Consider the following 12,000-nt stretch of genomic DNA (forward strand, 5'->3'; position numbering starts at 1 on the left):
CATGTCCAATCCTACTCAACAACCGCCGCGCTTGTTACGCGCGGCGGTGGCAGGTTCTGTCATCCTGATGATCGCGGCCGGGGGCCTGTTTTATTACGCCTCCCAGGTCGCCAGCGAAAAACGCAAGGCCAATGCCGGTAACGAAATCACGGTGACAATCCACCCTAAAAGTTGTGAACCCAACGCGCTCACGCTGCCCGCTGGGCGCGCTAGCTTCCGTATCGTGAACGCCTCGGACCGCGCCGTGGAATGGGAAATCCTCGACGGCGTGCTGGTGGTGGAAGAGCGCGAGAACATCACCCCGGGCATGAGCCAATTGATCAACGCCAACCTGGAGCCGGGTGACTATGCGATCACCTGTGGCTTGCTGTCGAACCCCCGGGGCACGCTGAAAGTCACCCCCACGGCCGAGTCCGACGCACGTGCCAAGGCGCGCCCAGCGATGACCGCTTTCATTGGCCCGTTGTCTGAGTACCGTGTGTACTTGAACACCCAGGGTGGTGCCTTGGTACAGGCGGTAGATGAACTGGCTGCGGCGATCCAAGCCGGTGACTTGGCCCAGGCGCGCGCCCTGTACGCCGCGGCACGGGTGCCCTACCAGCGCCTGGCGCCCGCCGCTCAGCGCTTCGCGCAATTGAACAACGCCGTGGATGCACGCGCCGACTATTATGAAAAACGCGAACAAGACCCCGCATTCACGGGCTTCCATCGCTTGGAATATGGCCTTTTCGCGCAAAACAGCACCGATGGCCTGGCCCCAGTCGCCCAGCAACTGCAGGCAGACGTCGCCACCCTCAAGGCACAGTTGCTGGCCCAGCCGATCCCGCCAGACCAACTGGTGAACATTGTCGCGCGCAACCTGCATACCCTAGCCGACACTCGCTACAACGGCGAGCAAGAACGCTACAGCCACCTGGACCTCAGTGGCTTCGCCGCCAACCTCGAAGGAACCGGCAAGGTCATCGACTTGCTGCGCCCGCTATTGGCTAAATCTGCGGCGAAGCTGCTGCCGCAGATCGACACTGCCCAGCAGAAGCTGGCCGGGCGCCTGGCGGGGCTACGCGAAGGCGATACATACAAGCCCTACGACCAAGTCAACGATGAGCAACGCAAAGCCATCGCCAGCGATGCCCGAGCCTTGGCCGACACCTTGGACGGCATCGACCAGGCCCTGGGCCTTTCTGCCCTGTAACACCGATGGATCCGTACCCATGAGCGATAAAGACCAAGCCCCGCATTCACCCGACCGGCGCCGCGTACTGCTGGGCCTCGGCGCAGCCGGTGCCGCCTTGGCCGGCAGCGGCCTGGCCTGCCCAATGATGGCGCATGCCGCTAGCAGCGAAGAGCATAAAGTCACCGAAGCGCCGAAGAGCGACAAGACCCAGGACCGCCACGTTTACGAAGGCGTACACCAAAGCGGTATCGTCAATGCACGCCCGGCCGCCGGAATGATGGTGGCTTTCGATGTGCTGGCCGCCGACCGCGAAAGCTTGCAACGGATGTTTCGCGTACTGGACGAACGCATTCGCTTTCTCATGCAAGGCGGCCCGGTCGAAGACATCGACCCCAAGCTGCCGCCACTGGACTCGGGGATCCTTGGCCCCAACGTTACCCCAGACAACCTCACCATCACGGTGTCGGTGGGCGCCTCGCTGTTCGATGAGCGCTACGGCCTGGCACCGCACAAGCCTAAGCAGTTGATCCGCATGGTGGGCTTCCCCAACGATGCGTTGGAAGCAGACCGCTGCCACGGCGACCTGACCCTGCAGTTCTGCTCCAACACCCCAGACACCAACATCCACGCCCTGCGCGACATCGTCAAAAACCTTCCAGACCTGCTCTATGTGCGCTGGAAGCAAGAAGGCAGCGTGCCCGCCCAGGCCCCGGCCAAACCCGGCGAACCCGAACAGAGCGCCCGCAACTTCCTAGGGTTTCGTGACGGCTCGGCCAACCCCGACTCCAACGATAGCCGGGCCATGGACCAGATCGTTTGGGTCCAGCCCGGCGGCCCGGAACCGGCCTGGGCCACCCACGGCAGCTACCAGGCGGTGAGGATCATCCGCAACTACGTAGAGCGTTGGGACCGCACACCGCTGCAGGAGCAAGAAACCATTTTCGGCCGTAAAAAAGCCAGCGGCGCCCCCATGGACGGCGCCCATGAGTTCGATATACCCGACTACCACAAAGACCCAGAGGGCAAGGTTACCGCGCTGAAGTCCCACATTCGCCTGGCCAACCCACGCACGCCCGAGGCCCAGGCCAACCTGATTCTGCGCCGGCCGTTCAACTACTCCAACGGCGTGATGAAAAACGGCCAGCTCGACATGGGCCTGCTGTTCATTTGCTACCAGGCTGACCTGCTCAAGGGTTTCATTACCGTGCAAACCCGGCTGAATGGCGAACCGCTGGAGGAGTACCTGAAACCCACCGGTGGTGGGTATTTCTTCACCCTGCCCGGCGTCACCGGCAAGGACGATTTCATCGGCCGCTCACTGTTGCAAGCGGCTGAGAAAGGCAAGACCGCGTGATCACTTAAGGACTTAACTGGGGAACCCTGCATGAAAAAGACGCCTTTGGCCCTGCTGTTCACCCTCGGCGCGCTGAGCGCACCGAGCTTCGCTGCTGACGCATCGTCGTTGGACTTGGTACAGCCGATTTCCGACTATAAGATCTACGTGACCGACGAAGTCGGCAAACTGGTTACTGAAACCAAGGCGTTCACCGACGCGGTGAAAAAAGGCGACATTGCCACTGCGAAAAAGCTGTACCCGACCACCCGCGTTCACTACGAAGCCATTGAGCCGATCGCCGAGCTGTTCAGCGACCTGGACGCGGCGATCGATTCGCGTGAAGACGACCATGAGAACGGCGTGAAAGCCGATGACTTCACTGGCTTCCACCGCATCGAATACGGCCTCTGGGCGCAGAACACCACCAAGGGCTACGAAGGCTTCGCGGACGGCCTTAACAACGATGTCTTGCGCCTGCAGAAGCAAATCGCCGACCTGACCTTTCCCCCGGAGAAAGTCGTCGGCGGTGCGGCCGCGTTGATGGAAGAAGTGGCCGCCACCAAGGTGTCGGGTGAAGAAGACCGCTACAGCCACACCGACCTGTATGACTTCCAGAGTAACGTCGACGGGGCGAAGAAAATCGTCGACCTGTTCAAGCCGCAGATCGTCAAAAAAGACAAAGCCTTTGCTGACAAACTCGATAAAAACTTCGCCACCGTCGACGCTATCCTGGCCAAGTACAAAACCAAGGGCGGCGGTTTCGAAACATACGACAAGGTCAAGGACGCTGACCGCAAGGCGCTGATTGGGCCGGTCAACACCCTGGCCGAAGACCTGTCTACCCTGCGCGGGAAACTGGGCCTGGACTGACCCACAGATGGGGCCCCATTGCCGGGGCCTCATACATCTGCCCTACCCCCTGCCACATTCCCCGCTTGCCCCTACCGTTGCGCCCCTCTAGTTTGTGTGCATCACCTTTGAGGAGCCGCCCATGACCGCCCCAGACTTGTTCGACCTCACCGGCAAGGTGGCCTTCGTCTCCGGCGCCAGCCGTGGCATTGGCCAAGCGATCGCGCAGTTGCTTGCCCAGCATGGCGCCCATGTGATTGTCTCTAGCCGCAAACTTGACGGTTGCCAAGCGGTGGCCGACGGCATCGTCGGCAGCGGTGGCCAGGCCACGGCCCTACCCTGCCACATCGGCGAGCTCGCCTCTATCGATGTAACCTTCGAGCGGCTTCGTGAACGCTTCGGGCGCCTCGACATTCTGGTCAATAACGCCGCCACCAATCCGCAATTCGCCCATGTGCTGGACGCTACGCCGGCGGCCTTCCAAAAGACGCTGGACGTGAACATTCGCGGTTATTTCTTCATGTCGGTGGCGGCCGGCAAGCTCATGCGCGAGCACGGCGGCGGCAGTATCATCAATGTGGCCTCTATCAACGGCAGGTCGCCAGGTGCCTGCCAGGCGGTGTATTCGCTCACCAAAGCAGCGGTGATCAACATGACCCAAGCCTTCGCCAAGGAGTGCGCACCACTGGGTATACGCTGCAACGCCATACTGCCGGGCCTTACCGACACGCAATTCGCCACCGCGCTGGTTCACAACGCGCAGGTGTTGGCGCAGATACTGCCGCATATTCCCATGAACCGGGTCGCCCAGCCCCGCGAAATGGCCGGTGCCGTACTTTACCTTGCAAGTGACGCGGCCAGCTATACCACCGGCGTTGCGTTGAATGTAGACGGGGGGTATTTGGCGTGAGGCGGCACCCTCCACGCAATGGCGTTTCCCTTACCGCTCGTCGCTGATTCGGCTCCCATCGGCGCCCGCTCACTGCTCTCTGATCCCTGTTCCTCGATCTGGTAGAGCTGAGCATGGGACTGGGGATGATGCCCGGTGCCTTCTTTGGCGCACGCATCGCCATTGGGCGGGGCGATGTTCATTCGCCCGGCATTCATCTGCGTGGTACGGGTATTGACCGCGCGCCTAGCCAGGCAGCACTGGTTCGGCCAAGCCCAGGCGGCGGGCCACGTAGAGGTCGATCAGGTAACGGGCAATGGAGCGCCCTGCCGGCAGCGGCGGTAGGTCGTTGACCCGAAACCAACGCGCGTCTTCGATTTCATCCGGTTGCGGCACGATCTCGCCGCCCGCGTATTCGGCATGAAAGCCCAGCATCATCGAATGCGGGAATGGCCAGCATTGGCTCGCCACATACTGGATATTGGCCACTTCCAGCCCCACCTCTTCGCGCACTTCCCGCACCAGGCAGTCCTCGGCCGACTCACCTGGTTCTGCGAACCCTGCCAACGTGCTGTACATGTTGATGGCGAAGCGTGGTGAACGCGCCAGCAAAATCTCATCGCCCCGGGTAATCAGTACGATCATGCTGGGCGAGATCCGTGGGTAGGCGCGCAGGTCGCAGCGGTCGCAGTACATCGCGCGTTCGCCCGGCACTTGCACGGTGGCCCTGCCGCAACTGCCACAAAACCGATGTTCACGGGCCCAGGTGCCGATCTGCGCGGCATAAGCCAACAGCCGGAAGTGTTCGAAGTGAGGCTGCAGCATGAACTGGCGCAGCCCTTGCCATTGGCAGTTATCGATATGCACGCTGCCTTCGAACTCGATCAGGTAGATCGGCTGTTGGTCAAAATGGCCGATGCCGTGTTCGAAGAGGATCGGTACCCCCAGGCCCTTGAGCCAATCGCGGGAGAACAGCACGCCCTGGCTGTCGTACAGGAACCCCTGGGCCGAACGGGCCACGGCCCAGCCGCCGCTGGCAGCGGGGTCAAGCACAGCGGTGATCCAGCGTTCAGGCATAATGGGTCTTTCCTTCTTAGTCGTCATACTCCGCGCATGTGCGGGTCAGTGTAGCGGCCATGGCGCGTTTCAGGTCCGCCGACTGCAACATGGCGGCGTTCCAAGTGGCGACGTAGTCCAGGCCGTCGTCTATGCGATGGTCACGCATGTAGTCGATCATCCGCTTGCTGCCTTGCACCGCCAATGGGGATTTTGCGGCAATAGCCCGGGCAATGGCAAAAACGCCCTCTTCAAGTGCCGCTTCGGTGTCGTACACGCGGTTGACCAGCCCCGCTGCGAGGGCCTCTTGGGCGTTTATGTCACAGCCGGTGTAGGCCCATTCGCGTAAGCGGCCTTCACCCACGATCCGCGGCAAACGCTGCAAGGTGCCAACGTCGGCGGCCATGCCCATGTCGATTTCCTTGATGCAAAAGTTCGCCTCGGCACTGCAGTAGCGCAGGTCACACGCGGCGATCAAGTCTACCCCGGCGCCCAGGCAATGCCCGCTGGTGGCTGAAAGTACCGGTTTAGTACACTGCGCGACACGGTTGAACACGCTTTGCAGGCGCAGGATTTGCCGGCGCAACAGCCGCGCGTTGCGCCCGGCGTCGGGGCCCATTCGTGCGGCCAGTTGGCCGAGCAGCGCCAAGTCAAGGCCAGCGGAAAAATGCCCACCATGGGCACCGAGCACCACTAACCGAACCGCGTCGTTTTCATCCAGGGCCTGGAACAACGGGCCCAACTCGTCCCAAAACATTTGGTTCATGGCGTTGCGTTTTTCCGGGCGGTTCAAGCGTACGTAAGCAATCGCCTCCCGGTACTGCACATCGAGGGTTTGATAGGCCGGCATGGGTCACTCCTGGGATGAATGCCCCGCCATCATAGCGACGCCAGGGCCAGCGCTGGCGTGGCATAAACGCCAATCAGCCGCCGGCTTCAGACGCGCGCTGCTGTACCGGAGCCTGCGCCTCCCGGCGCGCCCGTACTTGGGCCGGGCATTCAGCGCGGTGCAGGTTGAGCGCGGTATTGATGATGCCGATATGGCTGAAGGCCTGGGGGAAGTTGCCGAGCATGCGCTGGCCCTGCTGATCATATTGCTCGGCCAGTAAGCCCACATCGTTGCACAGGCCGCTCAGCCGCTCGAACATCGCTTGCGCATCACCCATGCGCCCGAGCAGCGCGTATACGTCTGCCAGCCAGAACGAGCACACCAAAAAGGTGCCTTCACCGGGCGTCAAGCCGTCGTCGACCCTGTGCGACAGATAACGCAGCACGAAGCCGCCTTTCATTAACTGGCTTTCGACAGCTTGCACGGTCGCGACGAAACGCGGGTCGTCCGCTGGCAAAAAGCCGGTCAGGCCAATGTGTAGCAGGCTTGCATCCACTTCCTTGGAGCCGTAGCTTTGCACGAAATGCCCCAGTTCCCTGTCAAAACCCTGCTCGCACACTTGGGCATGAATCCGGTCAGCCACCCCCCGATAGTGGCGGCTCATGCCTTGGCCCTCCTCGGTGGCAAGGTCGGCCAAGTTCGCCGCACGGTCGAAGGCCACCCAGGCCATGACTTTCGAATGCACGAAGTGCCGTGGCTTGGCACGGATTTCCCAAATGCCTTCATCCGGCTGCTGCCAGGCGTTTTCCAGGTAGCGCATGATCAACCGGAACACCGAGGCGCTGCGCGGGTGGCGCGGCATACCGCCGCGAATGGCCTGGCTCATGGCATCGGTAACTTCGCCGTAGACGTCCAGTTGGGTCTGGGTCGAAGCGGCATTGCCGATCCTGACCGGGCGCGAGCCTTCATAGCCGGGCAGCCAATCCAACTCGTATTCCGGCAAACGCCGCTCGCCGCCCAGGCCATACATGATCTGCATTTGCTCGGGGCTGCCGGCCACCGAGCGCAACAACCATTCACGCCACGCATGGGCTTCGTCGAGATAGCCGAGGTTGGTGAAGGCCAGCAGGGTCATGGTCGCGTCACGCAGCCAACAGAAACGGTAATCCCAGTTGCGTTCACCGCCCAACCGCTCGGGCAACGAGGTGGTGGCGGCGGCGACGATACCGCCACTGGGCTCGTAGGTCAGCGCTTTAAGGGTCAGCAGGGAACGTTTGACCTGCTCAGTAAAACGCCCTACGTCTGGGCACCGGCCGGCAAACGCTAGCCAGTACGCCTCGGTGGCCTGCAGGGCCTGTTCGGCATCGAATTGGTCGGCCAACGGCAGCACCGAGGGCTGGTGGGTCAGGGTAAATACTAGCCGGTCGCCGGGGCGCACGGTAAATTGGCTGGTCGTATGGTGGTCGCGGGCCTCCAGCGTCTTGGCGCTGTATAGCACCAAGCGCTCCGGCCCAGCCACTGCGCTGAGCACACGGTCACGGGGCTGTTCCACCCACGGGATGCTGCTGCCGTAATCGAAGCGCATGGTCAGGTCCATGGCCATTGGCACCTTGCCGTCCAGCCCCACCACGATTCGGATCACGCTGTTATGGCCCTGGCCCACGGGCATGCAGTCGATCAGCAACACCCGCCCGCTGGGGGTGTCGAAGGTGGTTTCGAGTATCAAGGTGTCGCCCCGGTAACGGCGCGACACCCGCGCCCCCGGTTGCGCGGGGCCAATTCGCCAGCGGCCGTTTTCTTCTGTACCGAGCAATGCGGCAAAACAGGCGGGCCCATCGAAACGGGGAAAGCACAGCCAGTCGAGCGAGCCGGTTTTGTCAATCAAGGCGGCGGTGCGGCAGTTGCCGATCAGGGCGTAGTCTTCGATCAATGCAGGCATGCCGTCAGGCACCTCGTGTGTTGTTATAAGGGCACTCGCGGGAGAATGTACTGCGTAATGGCCGTGGCGACCCCGTGTTCGGTATTGCTGCCGGTCACGGCGCCGGCCTGGGCTTTAACTTCTTCACTGCCCTGGCCCATGGCAATGGCCAAGCCGGCACGGCGGAACATCGCCACGTCGTTTGGGCCATCGCCGATGGCCGCCGTTTGTTCCAGGCCAATGCCCAGGTGCTTGGCCAAGCTCGCCAGGGCATCGCCCTTGTTCGCCTGCAGCGCCGTGATGTCCAGGTAATAAGCTTGCGAGCGGGCGGCCAGCGCCTGGCCCTGCAAGGCGCCTTGGGCCAAGCCTTCGAGGCGTTCGAGCAGGGCGAAATCGGCGCAGGTGGCAACGATCTTGTCGACCCGATCCAGGTAGGGTGTGAAATCCGCCACCTGGGTAGGACCATAGCCCAGCGCCGCATGCTCCCTTTGCAGATAATGAGCCGCCAGTTCCGTGACCAACCATTGGTCATCGGCGAACAACCATACCGACACTGGGTACTGCGCGAACAAGGCCAATGCACGTTTCACCGCCACCGGTTCCACGAAGTGCTGCAGCAGATAACTGCCGTCGGGCTTGACCAGCGTGCCACCATTGAAGGCGGCGGTAGGGACATCATCGATGCCCAGCGCCTGTACTTGTGCGCGCATGGCCCGCGGCGGCCGGCTGCTGGCCAAGCTGACGCGGCAGCCTTTGGAACGCAGTAATGCTACGGCGTCCTTAACCGGCTGGCTGATCGAGTGGTCCGGCATCAGCAGCGTGCCGTCCATATCACTCAGGACGAGGCGAATCGGCCCGGCGCTCATCTGAGCGAATGCCATTTGCGCCCATCCCGGGCTAGCAGTTGGTCGGCCGCTTCGGGCCCTTCGCTGCCGGCGGGATAGGCGTGCACCTCACCGGCCTCGGCCCAGGCGTCGATAAAGGGCTGCACCGCGCGCCAGCCGTTCTCGATGTTGTCGGCGCGTTGAAACAGCGTTTGGTCACCGGTCAGGCAGTCGTAGATAAGCGTTTCGTAACCGGTGGAAGGCGCCATCTGGAAATAATCCTTGTAGGCGAACCCCAGCTTCACGTCTTCCATAACCAACGCCGGCCCAGGGCGCTTAGCCTGCAGGTCGAAAAAAATGCCTTCGTTGGGTTGGATTTGAATAGTCAGGTAGTTGGGCTTCAGGCGGGCCACTTCAGTGTCGCGAAACTGCGCATAAGGCGCCTGTTTGAAGCAAATGGCGATTTCCGTGTCGCGCACGGCCAGCCGCTTACCGGTACGCAGGTAGAATGGCACCCCCACCCAGCGCCAATTGTCGACCATCACCTTCAGTGCCACGTAGGTTTCGGTCTGGCTGGCGGGGTCCACCTTCGGTTCTTCGAGGTAGCCGGGCTGGCCGTTGCCCGCAGCGTATTGTGCGCGCACCGAATTGGCCAAGGCCTCTTGCCGGGTCCAAGGGCGAATGGCACCGATCACCTTGGCCTTTTCGCCCCGTACAGCGTCCGCGCCAAACGCGGCGGGTGGCTCCATCGCCACCATGGCCAACAGTTGGAACAAGTGATTGGGCACCATGTCGCGCAGTGCCCCGATGCTGTCGTAGAAGTTGCCGCGGCCTTCCACGCCCACCGTTTCGGCGGCGGTGATCTGTACGTGGTCGATGTAGTGGTTGTTCCAGAACGCTTCGAAGATGCCGTTGGAAAACCGGCTGACCATGATGTTCTGCACGGTTTCCTTGCCCAGGTAATGGTCGATGCGGTAGATCTGCGCCTCGCTCATGTCTTGCAGCAGGTCGTGGTTCAGGCCTTCGGCTGAAGGCAGGTCGGAGCCGAAGGGTTTTTCCACGACCACCCGGCGATAGGCCTGTGGCTTTTCGTAAAGCAAGCCAGCCTTGCCCAACCGCCGCGACACCTCACGGAAAAACCGCGGCGAGGTTGCCAAGTAGAACACCGCGTTACCGATGCCCGTGTCCTGAATCTTGCGGCCGATGGTTTGGTAGGTTTCGTCGTCGGTAAAATCGCCGGTGATGTAGCTGATGCGTTCGGCCAGCGTGGCCCATACCTTCGGGTCAATGGCCTTTTCCGCCCCCTCCGGGTCTTTGGCGCGAGCTTGTTCAAGGATAAAGTCGTGCAAGCGGTCGGCGAATTCCTGGTCACTGACCTGGTTATGATCGACGCCTACGATGTGCAAGTCGGTATCGAGCAGCCCATCACGGGCCAAGTTGTACAACGCCGGCATCAGTAACCGTTTGACCAGGTCGCCATGGGCGCCGAACAGAAACAGGGTGGAAGGGGGGGCCGGATCGACCGTGGATTTGCCTCGCTTCATCGTGCTACCTCGCTCTGCGCACAGCACCACACCCCGGCCCACGCTGTGGGCCAGGGCGCATGGGTTTACTTCTTGACCTCGATGTGGCCGCCGAAGCCAAAGCGCATCGCCGACAGCATTTTGTCGCCGTAGGTGGCATCTTGGCGTGAGCGGAAGCGGGCAAACAACGATGCGGCCAGCACCGGGGCGGGCACCGCTTGCTCCACCGCCGCATCGATCGTCCAGCGGCCTTCGCCGCTGTCGGACACCGAGCCCGAATATTTGCCCAACTCCGGGTCACTGGCCAGCGCATCGGCGGTCAGGTCCAGCAGCCACGATGAAACCACGCTACCGCGGCGCCACACCTCGGCGATGTCCGCCATGTTCAGCGCCAAGCGGTGCTCCTGCGGCAGTTGTTCGCTGTTGCGGGTCTTGAGGATATCGAAACCTTCGGCGAAGGCCTGCATCATTCCATACTCGATACCGTTGTGAACCATCTTGACGAAGTGGCCGGAGCCCACCGGGCCGGCGTGGATGTAGCCATGCTCGGCGCGGCTGTGCTCGCCCTCGCGGCCCAGCGTACGGGGGATATCTCCCACGCCAGGGGCCAAGGTGGCGAACAACGGGTCGAGGCGCTCGAACACATCGGTTTCTGCGCCGATCATCATGCAGAAGCCGCGCTCAAGCCCCCATACGCCGCCTGACGTGCCGACATCGACATAGTGCAGCTGTTTTTCAGCCAGCGCCTTGGCGCGGCGGATGTCGTCCTTGTACAGCGTGTTGCCGCCATCGATGATCACATCACCCGCCTCGAGCAGCTCGCTGAGCGTGTTGATGGTGTCTTCGGTCGGGGCGCCGGCGGGCAACATCACCCATACCGCTCGCGGTCGTTCCAGTTGAGCGACCAAATCGGCAAGATCCTTGGCTGGCAGGGCACCATCGCTCGCCAGCGCTTGGACGGCTTGCTCACTGCGGTCGAAAACCACCGTGTCGTGACCACCGCGCATGAGGCGTCTTGAAATATTGCCACCCATGCGACCCAGTCCCACGATTCCCAATTGCATGCCGATAACTCCAGAAAATAAGAAATAGCCCTGCCAGCTTATCGCAGAGCGCGCGTTGTTCGTTAGTCCAGCCTGGCTTTAGAAGGTTTCGTTAAACCTTCGGCAGCTTTCCGACGAACGGTAAAAGCCGCGCAAGCCCCTGTAGGCGGCCACTTGGGGCAGGTTAAACCTGCGTTAGAGCGACCATGAAAAATAAAAAAGTTCCGCGTACAGGCTAAAGAAATCAAAATCCGGCCCGACAACGGTAGCAGCCAGGTTCTTTACACATCCCGGCCAAGGCCGTTTATCACAACCCTTTGCCATGCGAGGTTTGCCATGGGAACCGTCATCGTTGCCAACATCCCCCAGACCCTTTACGTCACCATTCGCCGCGACGAGCTGAATGAACTGAAGGACCAACACGCCGAACTCAAGCATGAAGTCGCCCGGCTCAGCGCCCTGCTGGCCGAGGCCCAACGCAAGGTATTGGGTTATCAAGCACAGGCGCAGATTGCCTGAGCCCGGAGCGGCCTGATACCCGGGCAAACGCCGCACTGGG

Annotated in this window: 11 protein-coding genes; 5 read left to right on the forward strand and 6 right to left on the reverse strand. The window is 61.8% G+C overall.

Features of this window, described 5'->3' with window-relative positions:
• Position 1 precedes the first annotated feature (1 nt).
• From efeO (HAQ05_RS21470) to HAQ05_RS21485, 4 genes are all read left to right on the forward strand, one after another.
• Positions 2-1,192 (forward strand): iron uptake system protein EfeO, encoded by a 1,191-nt coding sequence (efeO, locus tag HAQ05_RS21470; protein ID WP_190424337.1) that lies wholly within the window; start codon positions 2-4, stop codon positions 1,190-1,192.
• 19 nt (positions 1,193-1,211) lie between these two features.
• Positions 1,212-2,528 carry an iron uptake transporter deferrochelatase/peroxidase subunit gene (efeB, locus tag HAQ05_RS21475; RefSeq protein WP_190424339.1) on the forward strand — a complete coding sequence of 439 codons (1,317 nt, stop codon included), beginning with the start codon at positions 1,212-1,214 and terminating at the stop codon, positions 2,526-2,528.
• Between the two features lie 30 nt (positions 2,529-2,558).
• Positions 2,559-3,380: an iron uptake system protein EfeO gene (gene efeO / locus HAQ05_RS21480; protein WP_190424341.1), complete on the forward strand. Its 822-nt coding sequence runs from the start codon at positions 2,559-2,561 to the stop codon at positions 3,378-3,380.
• A gap of 121 nt (positions 3,381-3,501) precedes the next feature.
• On the forward strand, positions 3,502-4,269 hold the full coding sequence (locus HAQ05_RS21485) for an SDR family oxidoreductase (RefSeq protein ID WP_190424346.1): 768 nt from the start codon (positions 3,502-3,504) through the stop codon (positions 4,267-4,269).
• Positions 4,270-4,494: 225 nt separating this feature from the next.
• Here HAQ05_RS21485 and nudC read toward each other — a convergent pair whose 3' ends face one another.
• From nudC to gnd, 6 genes are all read right to left on the reverse strand, one after another.
• The gene (gene nudC / locus HAQ05_RS21490) at positions 4,495-5,325 is read right to left on the reverse strand and encodes an NAD(+) diphosphatase (RefSeq protein WP_190424347.1); all 831 of its coding nucleotides are present in this window, start codon (positions 5,323-5,325) and stop codon (positions 4,495-4,497) included.
• Between the two features lie 16 nt (positions 5,326-5,341).
• A complete protein-coding gene (locus HAQ05_RS21495; RefSeq protein WP_190424349.1) occupies positions 5,342-6,154 on the reverse strand; it encodes a crotonase/enoyl-CoA hydratase family protein in 813 nt (270 codons plus the stop codon).
• A gap of 73 nt (positions 6,155-6,227) precedes the next feature.
• Positions 6,228-8,072 (reverse strand): glycoside hydrolase family 15 protein, encoded by a 1,845-nt coding sequence (locus HAQ05_RS21500; RefSeq protein WP_190424351.1) that lies wholly within the window; start codon positions 8,070-8,072, stop codon positions 6,228-6,230.
• A gap of 23 nt (positions 8,073-8,095) precedes the next feature.
• On the reverse strand, positions 8,096-8,917 hold the full coding sequence (locus HAQ05_RS21505; RefSeq protein ID WP_190424427.1) for a Cof-type HAD-IIB family hydrolase: 822 nt from the start codon (positions 8,915-8,917) through the stop codon (positions 8,096-8,098).
• Positions 8,914-10,419, reverse strand: coding sequence for a glucose-6-phosphate dehydrogenase (zwf, locus tag HAQ05_RS21510; protein WP_190424353.1), 1,506 nt, complete (start codon positions 10,417-10,419; stop codon positions 8,914-8,916). Before zwf ends, HAQ05_RS21505 begins: the two co-directional genes overlap by 4 nt.
• A 65-nt stretch (positions 10,420-10,484) precedes the next feature.
• A complete protein-coding gene (gene gnd / locus HAQ05_RS21515) occupies positions 10,485-11,504 on the reverse strand; it encodes a phosphogluconate dehydrogenase (NAD(+)-dependent, decarboxylating) (RefSeq protein ID WP_338050274.1) in 1,020 nt (339 codons plus the stop codon).
• Between the two features lie 273 nt (positions 11,505-11,777).
• On the opposite strand from gnd, the gene HAQ05_RS21520 reads away from it, so the two are divergent.
• Positions 11,778-11,960, forward strand: coding sequence for a DUF6026 family protein (locus HAQ05_RS21520; protein WP_190424357.1), 183 nt, complete (start codon positions 11,778-11,780; stop codon positions 11,958-11,960).
• Positions 11,961-12,000: the final 40 nt, after the last annotated feature.

It is taken from the genome of Pseudomonas typographi (assembly GCF_014694385.1).
In the GTDB taxonomy this organism is placed as follows: Bacteria; Pseudomonadota; Gammaproteobacteria; order Pseudomonadales; family Pseudomonadaceae; genus Aquipseudomonas; species Aquipseudomonas typographi.